Origin of the sequence: Micromonospora noduli, from assembly GCF_003264365.1 — a bacterium.
In the GTDB taxonomy this organism is placed as follows: Bacteria; Actinomycetota; Actinomycetes; order Mycobacteriales; family Micromonosporaceae; genus Micromonospora; species Micromonospora noduli.
The window spans coordinates 1-19,767 of the sequence record NZ_PYAK01000066.1 but is presented as its reverse complement, the minus strand read 5'-3'; the positions used below and the strand labels follow the sequence as shown (position 1 = coordinate 19,767).

Annotated in this window: 14 protein-coding genes and 1 pseudogene; 5 read left to right on the top strand and 10 right to left on the bottom strand. The window is 73.6% G+C overall.

Annotated elements, in window-relative coordinates; genetic code table 11:
• Positions 1-133 precede the first annotated feature (133 nt).
• From mnhG to GUI43_RS29295, 7 genes are all read right to left on the bottom strand, one after another.
• The gene (mnhG, locus tag GUI43_RS29325) at positions 134-493 is read right to left on the bottom strand and encodes a monovalent cation/H(+) antiporter subunit G (RefSeq protein WP_112700255.1); all 360 of its coding nucleotides are present in this window, start codon (positions 491-493) and stop codon (positions 134-136) included.
• The gene (locus GUI43_RS29320) at positions 493-756 is read right to left on the bottom strand and encodes an MrpF/PhaF family protein (protein ID WP_112586633.1); all 264 of its coding nucleotides are present in this window, start codon (positions 754-756) and stop codon (positions 493-495) included. The genes mnhG and GUI43_RS29320 overlap by 1 nt, the downstream gene beginning before the upstream one ends.
• Entirely contained in the window at positions 753-1,364 is a 612-nt protein-coding gene (locus GUI43_RS29315) for a Na+/H+ antiporter subunit E (protein WP_112700251.1), read from the bottom strand. Before GUI43_RS29315 ends, GUI43_RS29320 begins: the two co-directional genes overlap by 4 nt.
• On the bottom strand, positions 1,361-2,866 hold the full coding sequence (locus tag GUI43_RS29310) for a Na+/H+ antiporter subunit D (protein ID WP_112586629.1): 1,506 nt from the start codon (positions 2,864-2,866) through the stop codon (positions 1,361-1,363). The genes GUI43_RS29315 and GUI43_RS29310 overlap by 4 nt, the downstream gene beginning before the upstream one ends.
• Positions 2,866-3,345, bottom strand: a complete 480-nt coding sequence (locus tag GUI43_RS29305; RefSeq protein WP_112700250.1) for a Na(+)/H(+) antiporter subunit C — start codon at positions 3,343-3,345, stop codon at positions 2,866-2,868. The genes GUI43_RS29310 and GUI43_RS29305 overlap by 1 nt, the downstream gene beginning before the upstream one ends.
• On the bottom strand, positions 3,342-6,176 hold the full coding sequence (locus GUI43_RS29300) for a Na+/H+ antiporter subunit A (RefSeq protein ID WP_112700254.1): 2,835 nt from the start codon (positions 6,174-6,176) through the stop codon (positions 3,342-3,344). The genes GUI43_RS29305 and GUI43_RS29300 overlap by 4 nt, the downstream gene beginning before the upstream one ends.
• 228 nt (positions 6,177-6,404) lie before the next feature.
• Entirely contained in the window at positions 6,405-6,791 is a 387-nt protein-coding gene (locus tag GUI43_RS29295) for a hypothetical protein (RefSeq protein ID WP_112586625.1), read from the bottom strand.
• A 177-nt stretch (positions 6,792-6,968) separates the two neighbouring features.
• Here GUI43_RS29295 and GUI43_RS29290 point away from each other — a divergent pair, with 177 nt between their 5' ends.
• Positions 6,969-11,639: an Lhr family helicase gene (locus tag GUI43_RS29290; RefSeq protein ID WP_112700249.1), complete on the top strand. Its 4,671-nt coding sequence runs from the start codon at positions 6,969-6,971 to the stop codon at positions 11,637-11,639.
• An 86-nt stretch (positions 11,640-11,725) separates the two neighbouring features.
• Here GUI43_RS29290 and GUI43_RS29285 read toward each other — a convergent pair whose 3' ends face one another.
• The gene (locus tag GUI43_RS29285) at positions 11,726-12,283 is read right to left on the bottom strand and encodes a hypothetical protein (RefSeq protein WP_146765969.1); all 558 of its coding nucleotides are present in this window, start codon (positions 12,281-12,283) and stop codon (positions 11,726-11,728) included.
• A 101-nt stretch (positions 12,284-12,384) separates the two neighbouring features.
• Between GUI43_RS29285 and GUI43_RS29280 the strand changes: the two genes are divergently transcribed.
• Positions 12,385-13,185, top strand: coding sequence for an SAM hydrolase/SAM-dependent halogenase family protein (locus tag GUI43_RS29280; RefSeq protein WP_112606005.1), 801 nt, complete (start codon positions 12,385-12,387; stop codon positions 13,183-13,185).
• Between the two features lie 25 nt (positions 13,186-13,210).
• Positions 13,211-13,453 carry a CPCC family cysteine-rich protein gene (locus GUI43_RS29275; RefSeq protein ID WP_238671784.1) on the top strand — a complete coding sequence of 81 codons (243 nt, stop codon included), beginning with the start codon at positions 13,211-13,213 and terminating at the stop codon, positions 13,451-13,453.
• A gap of 33 nt (positions 13,454-13,486) precedes the next feature.
• Here the strand turns inward: GUI43_RS29275 and GUI43_RS29270 are convergent, their stop codons facing one another.
• Complete coding sequence (locus GUI43_RS29270) at positions 13,487-14,749, bottom strand: DUF8814 domain-containing protein (protein ID WP_112700247.1); 1,263 nt, start codon at positions 14,747-14,749, stop codon at positions 13,487-13,489.
• Positions 14,750-14,858: 109 nt separating this feature from the next.
• On the opposite strand from GUI43_RS29270, the gene GUI43_RS29265 reads away from it, so the two are divergent.
• Both GUI43_RS29265 and GUI43_RS29260 read left to right on the top strand, forming a co-directional pair.
• A complete protein-coding gene (locus GUI43_RS29265; protein ID WP_112606011.1) occupies positions 14,859-15,668 on the top strand; it encodes a DNA-formamidopyrimidine glycosylase family protein in 810 nt (269 codons plus the stop codon).
• 165 nt (positions 15,669-15,833) lie between these two features.
• Positions 15,834-19,445 carry a hypothetical protein gene (locus GUI43_RS29260; protein ID WP_112700246.1) on the top strand — a complete coding sequence of 1,204 codons (3,612 nt, stop codon included), beginning with the start codon at positions 15,834-15,836 and terminating at the stop codon, positions 19,443-19,445.
• Between the two features lie 66 nt (positions 19,446-19,511).
• On the opposite strand, the pseudogene GUI43_RS29255 reads toward GUI43_RS29260, so the two are convergent.
• Positions 19,512-19,767: pseudogene (locus tag GUI43_RS29255) on the bottom strand (phage shock envelope stress response protein PspM); the annotation flags it as partial.

Genomic DNA, 19,767 nt, shown 5'->3' with positions numbered 1-19,767 from the left:
TGGGCAGAAGAGTCGATCATGCCGTCATTTTATCGGCGCTGGCTGGGACTCCGCTGGGGGTGGGCCGAAGGAGCGGAACGTCCGGTTCAGCGGACGCCGCCGGTGGGCAGGCCGGGCTGCCGCCTGGCGGTCGTCACGCCGGCCCCGCCGGCCCGCTGCCCTGTCCGCGGTCGGCCAGCTCATCGGCGTCGAGCAGGCCCCGGTCGAGCCGCCCCGACCGGTACGCGGCCCGCCCGATCATCTGCGCCGCCACCGGCGCGGTCGCCAACTGGAAGACCGCCACCAGCAGGATCATGCCCAGGTCGGCCGGGGACCGCAGCCGCAACGCGATGCCCAGCAGCAGCAGGAGCACCCCCAGCACCTGCGGCTTGGTGGCCGCGTGCATCCGGGACAGCGCGTCCGGGAAACGCAGTACGCCGACCCCGGCGGCCAGGGCGAGCAGCGCGCCGGCCACCAGACAACCGGAGCCGAGCCAGTCCGCGATCGTCGCGATCACTGCTGCTCCCGGACGGCGAAGCGGACCAGCGACACCGAACCCACGAAGCCGAGCAGGGAGAGCACCACAAGCACGGGCAGCGTGGTGGCGTGCCGGTTGACCGCCGCCTCCGCGCCCACCGCGCCGACCATCGTGGCGAGCAGCATGTCCGCGGCGATCACCCGGTCCACCAGTGACGGGCCCCGGTAGAGGCGGGTCAGCGCGAGGAGCGCGGTGACCGACAGCAGTGCGGTGAGGACGACGGCCAGGAAGGTGGTCACGGGCGGGTTCCCTTCTCGGGTGAGGTGACGTCGAGGTGGCGCAGTTCGGTGGCGGAGCCGACCGCGCGGACGATTCGCCGCTCGATGGTGAGCGTGCGGTCTTGGGCCGCGTCCAGGTCCCCGGGGCCGTGGGTGTCCAGGACGTGCAGGTAGAGCGTTCCTGAGTCCCGGTCCACCTCGAGGATCAACGTGCCCGGCACCAACGAGACCGCCTCGGCGGTGAGTGCCAGGTTCAGGTCGGTGGGCACCCGCAACCGGACCGCGATGATCGCCCCGCGGGGTCGGTAGCCGGGCTGCACGGCGATCCGGGCGACGTGCAGGCTCGCGCTGACCAGCTCGACGGCGAACCGGCCCGCGAACACCAGCAGCGCCCACGGTCGCAACCGGCCACCGAAGCTGACCGCCGGCAGCGGGTAGAACACCAGCACTGCCGCACCCACCAGCAGGCCACCGACCAGGTTGGCCCAGTTGATGTCGCCCCAGAGCAGGTTCCAGACCACCACCAGCCACCCGAGCGCCACCGCCTGGTCCCGCCAGCGCCCGATCCGGCCCCGACCCACCACGGAGGGCCCGGGGGCGTCGGGAGCCGGCTCCGGGGAGCCGGTCACGGCACACCGCCCGGCAGCACGGCACGGACGTACGGGGTGCGCAGCCGCAGGTCCGCGGCCGCGTCGGCGGTGACGTCGAAGAGCGGACCGGCCAGCACGGTCAGCGCCAGCCCGAGGGCTACCAGGGCCACTGTGGCGCCCACCATCAGCCTCGGCAACTGGACGACTGGTTCGCTGGTGGCCAGCCGGGGCGCGCGCCAGAAGGCGATGTTCCACACCCGGGACGCCACGTAGAGGGTGAGCAGGCTGGTCAGCGTGCCGGCCGCGACCAGCACCCCGGGCAGCGGCCCGCCGGCCGCCACCCCGGCCTGGAGCAGGCCGAGCTTGCCGAGGAAGCCGGAGAACGGTGGCACTCCGGCGAGGTTCATGGCCGGGATGAAGAAGAGCACACCCAGCAGCGGTGCCACCCGGGCCAACCCGCCGATACGACGCAGGTCGGTGCTGCCGGCACGCTCCTCGACCAGGCCGGCGACGAGGAACAGCGTGGTCTGGATGGTGATGTGGTGCACCACGTAGAAGATCGCGCCGGCGAGGCCGGCGGCGGTGCTCAACGCCACCCCGAAGATCATGTAGCCGATGTGACTGACCAGGGTGAACGAGAAGAGTCGCTTCAGGTCGGACTGGGCCACCGCACCGAGGATGCCGATCACCATGGTCAGCCCGGCGACGACCATGAGCAGGATGTGGGCACGCCCACCGGGAAACAGCAACGTCTCGGTACGGATGATCGCGTACACGCCCACCTTGGTGAGCAGACCCGCGAAGACGGCCGTGACCGGAGCCGGCGCCGTGGGGTAGCTGTCCGGCAGCCAGGCCGACAGGGGGAAGACCGCCGCCTTGATCGCGAAGGCCAGCAGCAACATCAGCTCCAGGGCCAGTCGGACACCGTCGGGCAGGTCGTCGAGGCGCTGGGCGAGCTGGGCGAGATTGAGCGTGCCGGTGGCCGCGTACACCAGACCCACCGAGGTCAGGAAGATCATCGAGGAGAGGATGCTGACCACCACGTACGTCGACCCGGTCCGGATCCGGGTCTCGGTGCCCCCCAGGGTGATCAGCACGAAACTGGCGGCCAGCAGGATCTCGAACCCGACGAAGAGGTTGAACAGGTCACCGGCCAGGAACGCGTTGGTGACGCCGGCGGTGAGCACCAAATACGTCGGGTGGAAGATCGACACCGGCGAGCTCTCGCTGGTGTCGCTCTGACCCTGGCCGATCGAGTACAGCAGCACGCAGAGGGTCACCGCCGAGGAGACCACCAGCATCAGCGCGGCCAGTTGATCGGCCACCAGGACGATGCCGACCGGCGCCGGCCACCCCCCGACGGCCACCACCACCGGCCCGTGCCGGTACGCCTGCACCAGCAGCAGCACCGCCACCGTCAGCGTGCCGCTCAGACACAGCACACTGATCGCGCGCTGGATTCGCGGCTTCCCGGCCAGCAGCAGGGTCAGCGCCGCACCGAGCAGCGGCACCACCACCGGCAGTGGCACCAGGGTGCGCATCACGACTCGTCCCCGTGTCGTAACCGGCGGCGGGCCGGCTCGGGATCGACCTGTTCCGGGTCGCCGTTCGGGCCCTCCCCACCGAAATCGACGGCACCCGCCTCGTTGCGCCCGGCCTGCCGGATGATCTGCCGATCCTCCAGGTCGTCGGGCACCTCGTCGTCGCCGGAGAGATACCAGCTGCGGTACGCCACCGCGAGCAGGAACGCGGTGAACCCGAAGGTGATCACGATGGAGGTCAACACCATCGCCTGCGGCAGCGGGTCACTCATCCGCTCCACCGGGCCCGTGCCGACGATCGGCGCTCCGCCCGACCGCCCGCCCAACAGGATCAACAGGTTCACACCGTTGCCGAGCATGACCACACCCAGCAGGATCCGGGTCAGGCTGCGCTCCAACAGCAGGATCACCCCGCACCCGACCAGTACCGCGACGGCCAGCACCAGCACCAACGTCGGCCCCGCACCGCTGCGCGTCATGCCCGGTCCCCCTTGTCGACGGTTAACCCGCCGGTGGCCGTTCCGGTGGCCTCGATGTGCCGGTCCACCTCGGCACCGAGGCTGCGCAGGATGTCCAGCACCAGCCCGATCACGACCAGGTACACGCCGATGTCGAAGAAGAGCGACGTGACCAGATGGGCGTCGCCGACCAGTGGCAGCGCTCGGTCGACCTTCGCGCTCTCCAGCACCGACCCGCCGACCAGCAGCGCCACCACGCCACTGCCGACAGCCACGGCCAGCCCGGCGCCGAGAATCGCGCCGGCGCCGATCGGGGCCGCCTCGGTCAGCTCGTACCGGCCGCCGGCCAGATAGCGCACCACCAGGGCGAGACCCGCCACCAACCCGCCGGCGAACCCGCCGCCCGGCGCGTTGTGCCCGGAGAAGAGCAGGAACAGCGAGAACAGCACCACGGTGTGGAAGATCAGCCTGATGACCACCTCCAACACGATCGAGCGGCGCTCCTCGTAGAGGGTGGGGCCACCGCGCAGCCAAACCGGCCGGCCGCGTCCACCCACCCCCTGCTCGGACTCGGGCCGGCGCGGCCGCGGCCCGGTGCGGGAGCGCTCGAAGATCAGGCTGGCCACCCCGGTCGCGGCCACCACCAGCACCGCCAGCTCGCCCATCGTGTCCCAGGCCCGGATGTCGACAAGGGTCACGTTGACCACGTTGCGGCCGTACCCGTGCACCACCGCCAGGTCGGGGAAGGCGGCGGAGATGTCCGGTGCCCGACGGGCGCCGACGGCGGTGAGGGCCAACCCGGCGGCCACCAACCCCGCCGCCACCCCGATCACCCGACGGGCCCAGCGGGTACGGCGCAGCGGGCGGGCCGAGAACCGCTCCGGCAGGCGACGCAGCACCAGCACGAAGACCGCGATCGTCGAGGTTTCCACCAGAAACTGGGTGAGCGCCAGGTCGGGCGCTCCGTGCAGCACGAACAACATCGCCGTGCCGTAGCCGGTCATGCCCACCAGCAGCATCGCGGTCAGCCGGCGACGGGCACCGACCGCCAGCACCGCCGCCACCGTGATCACCACGACGACCACCGGTTGCAGAGGGCTGTCCCAGAGCGGAACCCGCGCCCGCCAGGGGCTGGCGGAGAGCATCGCCGTGCCCGGCACCAGCACCAGGGTGACCAGGATGATGCCCAGATACTGCGGCAGTGAGCCGCGCTGGGTCGCGCCGGTGACCTCGATGGCCAGTCGGTCGAACCGGCCGATGACCCACTCGTACCCCTGGTTTCCACTCACCGGCGATCGGAGCCGGGCCAGCACCGGGGCGAGCGGCCCGCGCACGGTGAAGAGCAGGCCGCCGCCGACGAGCGCCAGCACGGACAGGCCGAGCGCCGGGGTCGGTCCGGCCCAGAGCGCCAGGTGCGCGTCGACCCCGCCGAGCAGATCGGCGTACGGGCGCAGCAGGTCGTCGAGCACGCTCGCGGCCGGACCGGCGAGCAGACCGACACCGGCGAGCACCGCGGGCGGGACCAGCATCGACGCGGCGATCGATCCCGGCGGGACCGGCGCCACACCCGGCCGGTCGGCGAACGCGCCCCAGAGGAAGCGGGCGCTGTACGCGACGGTGAGCACCGTCCCGACGACCAGGCCGGTGAGGAGCACGGGCTGGTCGGTGAACGCCCCGAACACCGCCTCCTTGGCCACGAAGCCGACCAGCGGCGGCACACCGGCCATCGACGCCGCGGCCAGCACGGCGACCACGAACAGCGGCCGGGACCATTGCCGCAGCCCGGACAGCTCGCGCAGGTCACGGGTGCCGGCACCGTGGTCGATGATGCCGACGACCAGGAACAGCGCCGCCTTGAACAGGGCGTGCGCCAGCAGCATCGCGGTGCCGGCCAGCGCGGCGTCCGGGGTGCCCGAGCCGGTCACCGCCACCAGCAGGCCGAGCTGACTGACCGTCCCGTACGCCAGCAGCAGCTTGAGGTCGGTCTGGCGCAGCGCTGCCCACCCGCCGAGCAGCATGGTCGCCACGCCGGCGACCTGCACCAGCGGTCGCCACGGGCCGACCGTCGCGAGCACCGGGGCGAGCAGCCCGACCAGGTAGACGCCGGCCTTGACCATGGCGGCGGCGTGCAGGTAGGCGCTGACCGGCGTGGGTGCCGCCATCGCCACCGGGAGCCACGAGCTGAACGGCAGCACCGCCGACTTGGACAGTGCACCGGCCAGGATCAGCAGCACGGCGCCCACCAGGTACCCGCCGCCGGGCAGCGGCTGCGCGCTGATCTCCGACCAGCGGTAGGTGCCGGCGTGCTCGCCGAGCATGATGAAGCCGACCAGCATGGCGAGGCCGCCCAGCGTGGTGACTGTCAACGCCTGCGCCGCCGCCCAGCGGCTGGACCGCCGTTCGGTGCTGTGCCCGATCAGCAGGTACGAGAAGATCGTGGTCAGCTCCCAGCCGACGTAGAGCAGCAGCAGGTCGTCGGCGAAGACCAGGACGAGCATCGCGCCCGCGAAGGCGACCAGGATCGCGGCGAACTGCGCCAGCCCGATGGAGCCGGCGCTGAAGTAGCTGGCGCTGTAGACCAGCACCAACGCGCCGACGCCGCCGATCAGCAGCGTCATCAGCCAGGACAGCGTGGTGAGCCGGAACGCGATGTCGAGGCCCAACTGCCGGATCCACGGGTACGTCTCGACCACCGCCCCGCCGTCGGCGACGGCCGGGGTGCGGGCCACCGCCCAGCAGAACGCGGCGGCCGGCGCGAGCGCCAGCGGGTAGCACGCGCGCGGACCCCACCAGCGGACGAGCAGGGGCGCGGCGAGGGCCGCCACGAGGTGGAGGATGAGCAGTACCAGCACCTGCACTCCCGATCGACATGGCCGACGCCCGTGGCAGCGGTGGCGCCTAGCAGCGATCAGACGCCAGTTCCTCCCCCGCCGGGCGGTTTTGCCAGAATTCGCCCACCCAGCCCCAACCCCAGCCCCAACCCCAACCCAGCCCCAACCGGTGATCAAGAGGTTTGCGTCATCCGCGCCCGCGTTCCTGACGCAAACCTCTTGATCAACGCGGGAGAGGGTGCGGCGTCGTCAGCGCAGCAGGGCGTTGTTGAGGGGTTGCGCGTCGTCGGGGGTGGGGCGGTCGCGGCGTAGCTCGGCCAGCAGGTCGAGGCGGCCGAGTTGGCGGGCGACCCGGTCGACCACCCGCTCGGCGGCGGTCAGCGACCGCACCGACAGCAGGCGGCCACGGCTCTCGCGACGCAGCACGAAGTAGTGCACGGCAACGCGGACCTGACCCCGGTCGGCGGCGCTGGCCTGGGCGGTGCAGAGAACCATCTCGCGAAGACAGTGGGCGAGGCGTTCGGCGAGCTCGAGCTCGGGGCCGTGCAGGCCGGTGCGGAGCGCGGCGAGGTGGCTGTCGACCTTGCGAATCAGCACGTCGGTGCCCGGTTCGACGGTGCGCTGCTCGCCGGCCATCAAATCCCCTCACCCCGGTTCGCGTTGCGAGTGAAGTTACTTTATGTTGCTCCTTAGAAGCAAGCAGTTAAGTGAGACTTAACGTATTAAGCGCACGTTCCACGCTTTTTGCCTTTTGCGGGCCCATTCCGTCGTGGGCCGCTCGTGGATGTCGGACCGGCGGGGCACGATGGACCGGTGACCGGGGCAGACGCAGACGCCGGCGCGGTGCTGGCCGGGTTCGGCCCGGCCACCCGCGCCTGGTTCGACAACGCCTTCGCCGCCCCTACCGCCGCGCAGACCGGCGCCTGGCGATCGGTCGCCGCCGGCCGCAACGCGCTCGTGGTGGCGCCCACCGGCTCGGGCAAGACGCTCGCGGCCTTCCTCTGGTCACTGGACCGACTTGCCCGCGAGCCGGCGCCGACCGAGGCCCGCCAGCGGTGCCGGGTGCTCTACGTCAGCCCGCTCAAGGCCCTCGCCGTCGACGTGGAACGCAACCTGCGCGCCCCGCTGGCCGGCATCCGGCAGGCGGCCACCCGGCTGGGCGTCGCACCGCCCGACATCACCGTCGGCATGCGCACCGGCGACACGCCCGCCGACGAGCGACGAGCCTTCGCCCGCACCCCGCCGGACATCCTCATCACCACGCCCGAGTCGCTGTTCCTGCTGCTCACGTCCGCGGCTCGCGACTCGCTGCGTGGCGTCCAGACGGTGATCGTCGACGAGGTGCACGCGGTGGCCGGCAGCAAACGCGGCGCCCACCTCGCCCTCTCCCTCGAACGCCTCGACGAGCTGCTGCCCACCCCGGCGCAGCGCATCGGCCTCTCGGCCACCGTCCGGCCGATCGACGCCTGCGCGCAGTTCCTCGGCGGCGCCCGCCCGGTCGACGTGGTCCAGCCGGCCACCCCGAAGACCATCGAGGTCAGCGTGCAGGTCCCGGTGGAGGACATGACCCGCCTGGACGAGCAGGAACAGCCACCGGAGGACGACCTCGGCGGCCCCGGGCCACGTCGGGCGTCGATCTGGCCGGCCGTGGAGGAGCGGGTCTTCACCCTCATCGGGCAGCACCGCTCGACCATCGTCTTCACCAACTCCCGGCGCAGCGCCGAGCGCCTCTGCGCACGGCTCAACGAGCTGGCCGCCGAGGCGGTGGCCGCATCCGCGTCGAACGAGGGCGCCATCGGCGTACCGGAGGGGTTGCCTGCCGGCGACGACCCGGCGGGCGACGACGGCCCGGCGTCCGGCGCGCAGCGCTGGGGTGGCCCCGCCGGTCCGGTGCGCAACCGGCCGCCGGCCGAGGTGATGGCCCAGTCCGGCGCGGCCACCGGCGCGCCGCCCGTGATCGCCCGCGCCCACCACGGCAGCGTCTCCCGGGAGGAGCGCAAGCACATCGAGGAGGCGCTCAAGTCCGGTCAACTCCCGGCGGTGGTCGCCACCTCCAGCCTGGAGCTCGGCATCGACATGGGCGCGGTCGACCTGGTGGTGCAGATCGAGGCGCCGCCCAGCGTGGCCGCCGGCCTGCAACGGGTCGGCCGGGCCGGGCACCAGGTGGGCGCCGTCTCCCGGGGGGTGGTCTTCCCCAAGCACCGCGGCGACCTGCTCTCCTGCGCGGTGGTCGCCGAGCGGATGACCGACGGCGCGATCGAGGAGCTGCACTACCCGCGCAACCCACTGGACGTGCTGGCCCAGCAGATCGTCGCGATGGTGGCGCTGGAGCCGTGGGCGCTCGGCGACCTGGCCGTGCTGGTCCGCCGGGCCGCGCCCTTCGCCGAGCTGCCCGACTCGGCGCTGCACGCCGTGCTGGACATGCTCTCCGGCCGCTACCCGTCCACCGCCTTCGCCGAGCTGCGCCCCCGACTGGTCTGGGACCGGGCCACCGACCTGCTCACCGGCCGCCCCGGCGCGCAGCGACTCGCGGTGACCAGCGGCGGCACCATTCCCGACCGGGGTCTGTTCGGGGTGTTCCTGGCCGGCGCCGAGCGGGCCGCCCGGGTCGGCGAGCTGGACGAGGAGATGGTCTACGAGTCCCGGGTCGGCGACGTCTTCCTGCTCGGTTCGTCCTCCTGGCGGATCGAGGAGATCACTCCGGACCGGGTGCTGGTCTCGCCCGCCCCGGGGCAGGCCGCGCGCATGCCGTTCTGGAAGGGCGACCAGCTCGGTCGACCGGTGGAGCTGGGCCGGGCCATCGGCGCCCGGGTGCGCACCCTGCTGCGCCAGACCGACGAGGCGGCTCTGGCCGCGCTGCGCGACGGCGGGCTGGACGACTGGGCCGCCGGCAACCTGATGGCCTACCTGCGCGAGCAGCGGGAGGCCACCCGCTCGCTGCCCGACGACCGCACGGTAGTGGTCGAGCGGTTCCGCGACGAGCTGGGTGACTGGCGGCTGGCCGTGCACAGCGTGCTCGGTGCCCGGGTCAACGGGCCGTGGGCCCTCGCGGTGGGCCGCCGGCTGGCCGAGCGGTACGGGGTGGACGCCCAGGTGATGCCCTCCGACGACGGCATCGTGGTGCGACTTCCGGACACCGCCGACGAGCCCCCCGGCGCCGACGTGGTGGTCTTCGAGCCCGACGAGATCACCCAGCTCGTGGAGGAGTCGGTCGGCACCTCCGCCCTCTTCGCCGCCCGCTTCCGGGAGTGCGCCGCCCGGTCCCTGCTGCTGCCGCGCCGCGACCCGCGCCGCCGCCAACCGCTCTGGCAGCAACGGCAACGCGCCGCGCAACTGCTCGACGTCGCCCGCGAGTACGCGGACTTCCCGGTCACCCTGGAGGCCGCTCGGGAGTGCCTCCAGGACGTCTTCGACCAGCCGGCACTGGCCGGGCTGATGCGCGACCTGGCCACCCGCAAGGTGCGACTGGTCGAGGTGGAGACCAGCGCGCCGTCGCCGTTCGCGCGGTCGCTGCTCTTCGGCTACGTCGGCGCGTTCCTCTACGAGGGTGACGCCCCGCTGGCCGAGCGCCGCGCCGCCGCACTCGCCCTTGACTCCACGCTCCTCGGTGAGCTGCTCGGCCGGGTCGACCTGCGGGAGTTGCTCGACCCGGCGGTGCTCACCGAGACCGACCGGCAGCTGCGGTGGCTGACCGATCAGCGCCGCGCCCGCGACGCCGAGGACGTCGTCGAGCTGCTGCGGGTGCTCGGTGACCTGAGCGACGCCGAGTTGACCGAGCGGGGGGTTCCGGAGACGTGGCTCAGCGAGCTGGAGGCCACCCGCCGGGTGCTGCGGGTCCGGATCGCGGGCGAGCAGCGCTGGGTGGGCGTCGAGGACGCCGCCCGCCTGCGCGACGCCCTCGGCGTGGCGCTGCCGATGGGAGTGGCCGAGGCGTACCTCGCCCCGGTGGCCGACCCGCTCGGTGACCTGGTGGCCCGCTACGCCCGCACCCACGGGCCGTTCGCCGCGGCCAGCTGCGCGGCCCGGTTCGGGCTCGGGGTGTTCGTCGTCGAGCAGGCGCTGCGCCGGCTCGGCGCCACCGGGCGGGTGGTCTCCGGGGAGTTCACCCCGGATTCGGCCGGCGCCCAGTGGTGCGACGCCGAGGTGCTGCGGATGCTGCGCCGCCGCTCCCTCGCCGCGCTGCGCCGGGAGATCGAGCCGGTGCCGCCCCGGGCGCTGGCGACGTTCCTGCCACGCTGGCAGCAGGTCGGCTCATCCGCCCGAGGCATCGAGGCGCTCGCCGCCACTGTGGAGCAGTTGCAGGGCACTGCGGTGCCGGCGTCCGCGCTGGAGCGGTTGGTGCTGCCCGCCCGGGTCGCGGACTACTCCCCCGCCCAGCTCGACGAGCTGTGCGCCAGCGGGGAGGTGCTCTGGGCAGGGTCGGGCGCAATCTCCGGGGGCGACGGCTGGGTCACCCTGGCGTACGCGGACACCGCGCCGCTGCTGCTGCCGCCGCCGGACGAGGCGTTGACCCGTACCCCGCTGCACGACGCGGTGCTCGACGCGCTCGGCGACGGGCAGGCGCTGTTCTTCCGCCCACTGGCCGACCGGGTCGGCTCGACCGACGACGCCGCGTTGACCGGGGTGATCTGGGACCTGGTCTGGGCCGGGCACCTCAGCAACGACACCCTCGCCCCGCTGCGGGCGGTGCTCGGTGCTGGCGGCGCGCACCGCTCCCGTCCGTCCGCGCCCCGCACCCGTTACCGGCGGCCCGGTCGGGTGGCGCTGCCGACCCGGGGTGGTCCGCCGACCGTCGCCGGCCGCTGGTCGCGGCTCCCGGAGCGGGACCTCGACCCGACCCGGCGTGCCGCCGCGCTCGCCGACCTGCTGCTGGAGCGGCACGGGGTGGTCACCCGGGGCGCGGTGATGGCCGAGCAGGTGGTCGGCGGGTTCTCGGCGGTCTACCCGGTGCTGTCGGCGCTGGAGGAGCGCGGCGCGGCCCGCCGGGGTTACTTCGTCGAAGGGCTCGGGGCGGCGCAGTTCGCCGTACCCGGTGCGGTGGACCGGCTGCGCGCGCTGGCCGAGCCGACCGACGGTTCCCGGGGTCGGGGCGCGGTGGCCACCGTGCTCGCCGCGACCGACCCGGCCAACCCGTACGGTGCGGCGCTGCCCTGGCCGGAACGGGTGGTCGACTCCGGCGACGGGGCCACCCCGGCGACCGGGCACCGGGCCGGGCGCAAGGCGGGCGCCCTGGTGGTGCAGGTCGGCGGCGACCTTGTCCTCTACGTCGAGCGCGGCGGCCGGACGCTGCTCTCGTTCACCGACGACACCGACACGCTCGCCGCGGCCGGCAAGGCGCTCGCCGACGCCGTCCACTCCGGGGCGTTGGGCGCGATGTCGGTGGAGCGGGCCGACGGCGAGGCGGTGCACTCGTCGCCGCTGCGGGACGCGTTGACCGCCGCCGGCTTCCGGGCCACCCCCCGCGGCCTGCGCCTGCGCGGCTGACCCACCCTTCCTGCCCGCGCCGGCTGCTCCGCTGGACGAAGTCACCGCTGCGGAGCAGCCTCGGTGGCGGCGCCAGGGAGCGGTCCTCAGCCCAGGCCGTTGAGGACCTTCTCGTAGCGGGGCCGGTCGGCGGCCGGGGTCTTCGCCTCCAGGTAGTTCAGCACCACCGCGCCACGCCGGTACGACTGGCCGCCCCAGGTCTCCGCGATGTCGCTGGCGCTGGTGTCGTCCGGGAAGACGTAGACGGTGACGGCGTCGGTGGCCATCAGCTCGGAACAGCCCAGGCCGAGGCCGTCCGGCCCACAGTCGACCGAGCGGTCCTTCGGGCGCGGCACCTTCAGGCCAGCAGCCCGGAAAGCGTCGACGACCTGCTTCGCGCCGGGCGCGCTGGCCGGACGCTTGGGCAGCACCACCGGCGGCGGGCTGGCCGGCCGTCGCTGCGTCGTGCCCTGTGCGGCGGCGGAGGGCGGGGTCGCGCCGTCGGCATCGGGTGCGGCTTGGGGTGTCGGCAGGCCGGTCGGGGCCGCCTCGGACGAGACGGACGGCGAGGCGGTCGGGCTGCCGTCGTCGTCACTGCCACAACCGGCGCTGAGGGCGACGGCGACCAGCAGGATTCCGACTGCGGTGAGGTTCCGAGTTGTCACCAGGGCAGTCTGCCCAACGTCCTCCGGCGGCGGGAGGGGCCGGTCGGCCACTGCGCTGTCCCGTATCCGCCAGCACGCCGCGGTTCTACTAGCCTGCGGGCATGTCCGCCGTGCCCTGGATCTCGCTGACCACCGACTACGGCCTCACCGACGGCTTCGTGGCCGCCTGCCACGGGGTCCTCGCCCGGATCGCGCCGGCCGCCCGGGTGATCGACGTGACCCATCTGGTGCCGCCGGCGGATGTACGGCGCGGTGCCGCCGTGCTGGCGCAGACAGTGCCGTACCTGCCGGTGGGAGTGCACGTGGCGGTGGTCGATCCGGGCGTGGGCACCGCCCGACGGGGGGTCGCGCTGGCCACCCCGGGCGGGTTGCTGGTCGGCCCGGACAACGGGTTGCTGCTGGACGCGGCCACCGCGCTCGGTGGGGTGACCGACGCGGTCGAGCTGACCGGGTCGCGCTGGCTGGCCTCCCGGGTGTCCGACACGTTCCACGGCCGCGACGTCTTCGCGCCGGTGGCGGCCCGGCTGGCGCTCGGCGCGCCGCTGTCCGAGGCGGGCCCACCGGTCGACCCGGCCGGGCTGGTGCGACTTCCGACGCCGACGGTGACCCGGGACGCCGAGGGCTTCACCGCCGAGGTGCTGACCGTGGACCACTTCGGCAACGTCCAACTGGCCGCGCCGGCCGAGCTGCTCAATCCGCTGCCGGCCACGCTCCGGGTGGGCCGGCCGGGGCCGGTTGCGGCCCTCGTGGCGGTGCACGGGCGGACCTTCGGCGACGCCCCGGCCGGGGGCCTGGTGGCGTACGTCGATTCGGCCGGTCTGGTAGCGGTCGCGGTCAACGGCGGGCGGGCCGCGGACCTCCTCGCGGCCTCCCCGGGGGACCTCCTGCGGGTATCGGGCTGATGTTCGACTGTGGAATGCTTCTCCGGTGGGTGAGCATGTGGTTCCTGTGGGCTGTCCCTGCTGTGCATCCCGAACCGGCGGGGGGACGTGCCCCGTCTGTTTCTGGACCGACGACGGCCAGACCGACGCCGACGCCGACGCCGTCCGCGGTGGCCCCAACGGCGACCTGAGCCTCACACACGCCCGTCTCAACTACGCCGTCTACGGTGCCAGCCACCCGCGCTACCAGGACATGGTGCGCACGGCTCGCCCCGACGAGCGCCCCTGACGTCGACGGGGCGCCCGACGGGGTGAGCGTGGCTCAGCAGACCGGCACGCTGCCGCCGTACACGCTGGAGATGTACGCGTGGCTGACGTACTGGCCACTGGCCAGACGGTTCCAGCGGGTGGTGGTCCGGAAGGGGCCGGCGACCGACTGACCGGTGACGTAGCACTGGATCGGCACGTGGGCCAGGCGGGCGGCGAGGCCCCGCGTCGCGTACGACGTGCTGGCCCCGGTGCGGATGTTGAGCGGCCCGTCACCGACCACGCCGCGCGGCCCGCCTCCGGTCCACAGGTAGGCGACGTCCACCCAGGCGTTGGTGGTCAGCCGCAACCCGTCCCAGAACGTGCCGTCGGCCAGGTCGATGCCGGCCGGGTTGAGCACGGTCCGCCCGAACTGGTCCCGTCCGCCGTTGTAGCCGGACTGGTACGCGGCCTGCGCCTCGGGCCGGCCCTGCGGCAGGTTCTTCCAGTTCTCCCGGACCGATGACGGGTTCCAGTAGTCGTCGCGGGTGTTCCACGGCCCGACGTCCCAGACCGGGGCGTACTCGCAGCGGGAGCCGCTGGTGGTGCAGACCCGCACGGTGTAGTCGCCGGTGTTGAGCGGGGAGAGCCCTCGCCGCGACGGCAGCGCCGCGAAGTGGTCCCGGGGTTGCACGGTACGGCCGTTGGCGGTCACCTCACCGACCAGCCCGATGCGGGTGGCGTACACCCGGTAGGTGCGGCCGGGCGTGGCGGCGGAGACGGCGGCGTTCGCGTCGGCGGTGAGCTGCACGCCCCGTACCGTCGCCGTGGCGCCGCCATCGGGGGCGGTGAGCACCACCCGGGTCTGCACCCTGGTGACCGGCCGGTCGAAGACCGCGCCGGCGGTGGCTGCCCGCCACTCCGTCCAGCCGGCGGCCCGCCAGCCGCGGACCTGCGCCTCCACTGTCGCCCCGGCCGGAACCGCGGCGTTGATCTCGGCGCGGACCCGGGTGGCCGGCCGGGTGAGGGTGCGGGGAGCGGTCAGCAGCATCCCCTCGGCGACCGCGCTGTGCGGGCTGCGGGCGCCGCGCCCGGTGGACCGGGCCTCCCGCAGGCGGAGGCCGGCGGCCGTACGCCGGACGTTGACATCATCGCGGTCGACGATGGTGAGGTCGGCGCTCCACCGTTCGTCGCCGGGTGCGGCGGCGACGAGGGTGATCGGAGCGCCGCCGGGTGCGACCGGGGCAGTGCCGGTGGCCGGTAGGAGCGCTGCGGTGAGCAGGAGGGCGAGGGTGGCGATGAGGGCGACGGATGGGATACGACAACGCGGTCGCGTCATGGGCATTCTCCTCAGAACTCCCTGACCCTCGCATGTCAGGAGATCATGAGGAACCTGAGTACAAATGGCGACACATGCGAATCTTGCTCGAAAGAGGGAGGATGGCAGGGTGCCCGAAGGCGACACCGTCTGGAACACCGCGCGCGTGCTGCACCGCGCGCTGGCCGGCGCGCGGATCACCGGCAGTGACTTCCGGGTGCCGCAGCTGGCGACCACGGACCTCACCGACTGGACCGTCCGCGAGTCGGCCAGCCGGGGCAAGCACCTGCTGCTGCGGCTCAACGCCCCGACCGAGGAGCACTGGACCCTGCACTCCCACCTGCGGATGGACGGTGCCTGGCGGGCGTACGCCCCGGGGGAACGCTGGAACGGCCGGCCCGCGCACCTGATCCGGGCGGTGCTGCGCAGCCCCGGCGCTGTCGCGGTCGGCTACCACCTGCACGACCTGACCCTGGTGCCGACCGCCGAGGAGGACCAGTTGGTCGGCCACCTCGGCCCCGACCTGCTCGGCTCCGACTGGGACCCGGCCGAGGCGGTCCGTCGGCTCGCCGACCACCCGGAGCAGACCATCGGCGAGGCGCTGCTCGACCAGCGCAACCTGGCCGGCGTGGGCAACCTCTACAAGTGCGAGGTGCTGTTCCTGCGGGGCGTGTCACCGTGGACCCCGGTCGGCGGAGTGCCCGACCTGCCGGGCCTGGTGGCCCTCGCACAGCGGCTGCTCGCCGCCAACCGGGGCCGGTGGACGCAGAGCAGCACCGGCTCACTGCACCGGGGGCAGACCAGCTACGTGTACGGCCGCCGCGCCCAGCCCTGCCGCCGCTGCGGCACCGCGATCCGCAAGGAGGAGCTGGGCGAACGGGTCACCTACTGGTGCCCGGTCTGCCAGCCCGAGCGTCCGGGTCCGTCGTCATCCGGCTGACCAGGCTCTCGCCTGACGGGATCCATGGCAGAAACGGACGATTGGGTAATTCCTAACCGGCCTCCGGAGTCGCATGCTGCGGTTGAGCGCTCACCGACCGTCAGCAGAGTGCCGAGGTCCCCCACGCCGGGGTGGCGGACCTCGCGCCCCGAACCGGGGAGAGTCATGGCGATGTTCCGCAGACTCCGCTCCACCTTCTTCGAGCGGACCACCCGCGACACCGATGCCGACGGCCGGGCGGCGTCCGTGCCGGCCCCGCGTACCGCCGAGGAGGCCGTTGTCACGCCGAGCCTGGACCCGGCCGTCGTGCCCCGTTACTTCGGCCCGGTGCCGAACTTCGCCCACAGCCCCCGCCCGACGCGGGACCCCGACGGGCAGGTGGTGGCTGGGACCGGGCTGCGCAAGTTCGTCGATCCACTGCCCCTGCCGGGCCAGCCGGGCAGCGGCGACCTCGGCAGCCACCTGCCGGTGGCGGTGCCGGACACCATCAGCTATCCGGGCTGCGACTACTACGAGATCGGCCTACAGGAGTACGCCCAGCGGCTGCACCGGGACCTGCCGGTCACCCGGCTGCGCGGCTACCGGCAACTCAACCTGGGCACCGACCCGGCCGGACACAACACGGTGGCGCCTCCGGAGCGACAGTGGCACCTCGGGCCGATGATCCGCGCCCGTCGGGGTCGACCGGTCCGGGTGAAGTTCATCAACCAGCTCCCCACCGGTCGGTCCGGCGAGCTGTTCCTGCCGGTCGACGACACCATCGAGGGGGCCGGCCTGGGCCCACTGGACGGACCGGCGCCGTACCCGCAGAACCGGGCCGTGCTGCACCTGGCCGGGGCGCAGACCGGCTGGACCAGCGCGGGCAACCCGGGGCAGTGGATCACCCCGGCCGGGGAGATCACCCCGTACCCGACCGGGCCCGGCCTGGCCCACGTGCCGGACATGCCGGCGCCCGGAGCCGGCGCCACCACGCTCTACTTCCCGAACGAGCAGAGCGGCCGACTGCTGTGGTTCCACGACAACACCCTCGGCCTGGCCCGGCTCACCGTCTACAGCGGACAGCTCGCGCTCTACCTGCTCACCGACCCGGCCGAGGACCAGCTCGTCGCCGACGCGGTGCTGCCGGCCGACCAGGTGCCGTTGGTGATCGAGGACAAGACGTTCGTTCCGGACGACACCCAACTCGCCGCCGAGGACCCGACCTGGGACCGGGAACGCTGGGGCGCCCGGGGCAGTCTCTGGCACCCGCACGTCTACCAACCCCGGCAGAACCCGTACTCCTCCGGCGGACGCAACCCCACCGGCCGGTGGGACTACGGGCCCTGGTCCCGCAACTCCGCCTCGGACGACGCCCGCACCGACGGCTGGGTGCCGAACCCGTACCACGACCCGGTCGGCGCGCCGGACGAGCCGCCAATGAGCCCCGGTGTACCGCACCCGTCGGCCGTTCCCGAGGCGTACGGCGACACCCCGCTCGTCAACGGCGTCGCCTACCCGTACCTGGAGGTGCGGCCGCGCACGTACCGGTTCCGGATCCTCAACGCCTGCCTGGACCGCAGCCTCAACCTCCAGCTCTACCGGGCCTGCTCCGACGCGGCGATGTGGACGGCCGACGGGGCGCTCGCCGACCCCGACGCCGGTGAGGTGCCGATGGTGCCCGCCGCGCGGGCGGCGGACCGTCCGGCGGGGTGGCCGACCGACGGACGCGACGGCGGTGTGCCGGACCCGCGCGCCGCCGGCCCGGAGTTCATCCAGATCGGCAACGAGGCCGGCCTCCTGCCGGCGCCTGTGGTGCTGCCGAACCAACCGATCGGCTACCGCTACGACCGGCTCGACCCGACAGTGCTGAACGTCGACGGACACACGCTGCTGCTCGCCCCGGGAGAACGAGCCGACGTGCTCGTCGACTTCTCCGCCGTGCCGCCGGGCAGCACGCTGATCCTGTACAACGACGCTCCGGCCCCGCTGCCCGGCTTCGACAGTCGCTACGACCAGCACACCGACGCCCCGGACCACAGCGCCGAGGGCGGCCCACCCCAGACCGAACCGGGGTACGGCCCGAACACCCGCACCGTGCTCCAGTTCCGGGTCACCGGGACACCCGAGTCGCCGTACGACCTGAGCCGGCTGCGCGATCGGCTGCCCCTGGCGTACGCGGCCAGCCAGCGCCCGCCGATCGTCCCGCAGCCGGCGTACGACCCGGCGTTCGGCACCCGGACCCCGGCGCAGACGACGGTGCCGGTGCACGCCACCACTGTGACGTTCACGCCGACGGCCGGCACCGGCCCGGTGACAGTGCCGATCGCGGTCAAGGCCGCACAGCAGATCTTCGAGCCGGACCACGGCCGGTTGGCGGGCCGGCTCGGCGTCGGGCACCCGCACGCCGGGCCGCTCAACCCGACGACGCTGCCGCTCGGTGCGACCGACCCGGTCACCGAGGTGCTCTTCACCACCGACCCCGCCGTGCCGGTGGGCGCCCCCACCGACGGCACGCAGCTCTGGCGGATCAGCGGCAACGTCCGGCAGACCGAGCCGTTGCACGTCGCCGGCTGCGACATGCAGGTGATCAACCGGGTTGGCTGGGACGGCACGCTGCGACTCCCGCACGGCACGGAGCTGGGCTGGAAGGGAGTCATCCGGGTCAACCCCCGGGAGGACGTGGTGGTGGCGCTGCGCCCGGTCGCGCCAGCGCTGCCGTTCAAGCTGGGAGACAGCGTCCGGCTGCTCGACCCCTGTCGCCCGGCCGGAGCGCGGACCGGGTCGACGCCGGTCAGCCCGATCGACGGGCGACCGGCCACTGTGGTCAACCAACTGGTCAACCTGGGCTGGGAGTACCGCTGGCACAGTCAGCTCGCCGGCCACCGCGACGGCGGGATGAGCCGGCCGCTGGTGCTGCGGGTGGCGCCGAAGGCGCCGACCGGGCTGACCGCCACACCGGTGTCCGGCTCGGCCACCGCGCTACCCGCGATCGCGCTGGCCTGGACCAGCAACGGCGGCCGACCGCCCGCCACCAGCCACCTGCTGCAACGGGCCACCGACGCGACCTTCGGCGGCGAGGTCACCACGATCACCGTCGCGGCCGCCGCCACCCGCTACACCGACGCGACAGTCACCCCGGGCGTGACCTACCACTACCGGATCCGGGCGGAGAACTCGGTCAGCTACTCGTCCTGGTCGAACGGCGTACCCGCCTCGGTGCACCTGGCCGCGCCGAGCGGTCTGGTCGCGACGCTCCCGCCGGCCGCGCCGCTGCGCGTGGCGCTGCGCTGGACGAACCGCTCGTTCGCCACCGGCATCGACGTGCAGCGGGCCACCAACCCGACGTTCACCAGCGGCCCGGGCACCACGGCGATCGGGGTCGGCGACAACCACCTGGACGCGACAGTGGCACCTGACACCACGTACTACTACCGGGTGCGGACCACCTACCTGGGCTCCGCCTCGGCGTGGTCGACGGTTGCCACGGTGACCTCACCACCCGCGCCGGGAGCACCCAGCGGGGTGAGCGCCACCGCCAGCGCACCGGGGCCGGACACCGCGACGGTGATCCTGGCCTGGGAGGCGAGCACACCCGGCGGCCCGGGGTCCGGGTTCATCGTGCAGCGGGCACTCGACCCGGCCTTCGAGCAGGAGACGGCCACCTTCACGGTGACCGGCCGCGGCTTCACCAACACGGGGCTGGAACGGGACGTCACGTACCACTACCGGATCCGGTCGTTCAACGTCGTTGGCACCTCGCCGTACACCGGGCCGGTCCTGGTGACGACACCACCGTGACCGGCCCTGGGCCGCGCGCGGCCTCGGTGGGGTGCGCCGTCAGCGCGGTCCCTGGGGCGTACGCCGTCAGCGCGTCGGCGCGCGCAGCGGGGTGCCGACGGCCCGCAGCTCGGCAAGCGCCCCGGCGACCCCGTGCAGCAGGTCGGTCGCCTCGGTGAGCCGGTCGGCGGCAGGGTGGGCGGTCTCCGGTCGGGAGTCCTCGGCCAGGTAGCCGGCGGCGGCGACCACCAGCCGTTCGTACGCCGCCACCCCGCCCTCCAGTTGGGCGGTCAGCGCGGCGTGCGCCTCGGCCAGTGGCGGCCGGGCGTCGGCCGGGGCCAGC

Coding starts and splice junctions, on each gene's coding strand:
- GUI43_RS29270 (WP_112700247.1), bottom strand. CDS start 14,749: ATGACGCGACCGCGTTGTCGTATCCCATCCGTCGCCCTCATCGCCACC.
- GUI43_RS29295 (WP_112586625.1), bottom strand. CDS start 6,791: ATGGCCGGCGAGCAGCGCACCGTCGAACCGGGCACCGACGTGCTGATT.
- GUI43_RS29280 (WP_112606005.1), top strand. CDS start 12,385: ATGTCCGCCGTGCCCTGGATCTCGCTGACCACCGACTACGGCCTCACC.
- GUI43_RS29260 (WP_112700246.1), top strand. CDS start 15,834: ATGGCGATGTTCCGCAGACTCCGCTCCACCTTCTTCGAGCGGACCACC.
- GUI43_RS29310 (WP_112586629.1), bottom strand. CDS start 2,866: ATGCGCACCCTGGTGCCACTGCCGGTGGTGGTGCCGCTGCTCGGTGCG.
- GUI43_RS29305 (WP_112700250.1), bottom strand. CDS start 3,345: ATGACGCGCAGCGGTGCGGGGCCGACGTTGGTGCTGGTGCTGGCCGTC.